The sequence below is a fragment of the Methylobacterium sp. WL18 genome, from assembly GCF_008040015.1.
GTDB classification, from domain to species: domain Bacteria; phylum Pseudomonadota; class Alphaproteobacteria; order Rhizobiales; family Beijerinckiaceae; genus Methylobacterium; species Methylobacterium mesophilicum.
Genome location: NZ_VRVD01001194.1, coordinates 1 through 679, shown reverse-complemented (window position 1 = coordinate 679; position 679 = coordinate 1). Strand labels below are relative to the sequence as shown.

1 pseudogene is annotated in these 679 nt (G+C 73.0%); it reads left to right on the top strand.

From position 1 onward, the window contains the following. Window positions 1-494, top strand: a pseudogene (locus FV228_RS31775) (aldehyde dehydrogenase (NADP(+))); the annotation flags it as partial. Window positions 495-679: the final 185 nt, after the last annotated feature.

Genomic DNA, 679 nt, shown 5'->3' with positions numbered 1-679 from the left:
GCGCCGGACCGGGCGGCGCACCCGCCACCCTGCTGCGCACCGACGGGGCGCGGTTCCTGGCGGATCCCAGCCTCGCCGACGAGATGTTCGGCCCCGCGGCGATCCTGGTGGCGGCCACGGATCTCGAAGAGGTCCATCGGATCATCGCCGCACTGCCGGGCCAGCTCACCGCGACGCTGCATCTCGACCGCGCGGACGAGCACATCGCCGCCGGCCTGGTCCCGGCGCTGGCCCGCAAGGTCGGCCGCATCCTGGCCAACGGCTGGCCCACGGGGGTCGAGGTCGCCCCCGCGATGGTCCATGGCGGCCCGTTCCCGGCCACCTCCGACGGGCGGACTACTTCGGTCGGCACCCTGGCCATCGAACGCTTCCTGCGACCGGTCTGCTACCAGGATCTGCCCGACGCGCTGCTGCCGCAGCCCCTGCGTCCGGACAATCCCTGGCATCTCACCCGCAGGGTCGACGGCACGATCAGCCCGGCCTTCGAGCGCTGACGCGCGAACGCACGCCGCCACACACCGATTTCGAGCCGGCCCAGCCAAAGCCGGCCCTGGGAGAACGCAAGATGGGGCAATCACTCCTACAATTCCGCGCCTCGGACGGGCGGCGGGGTGTGGCGGTGCTGCAGGACGGCCAGGCTCGGGCCGTGGCCGGCGTGGACAGCGTCCTCGAGCTGGCG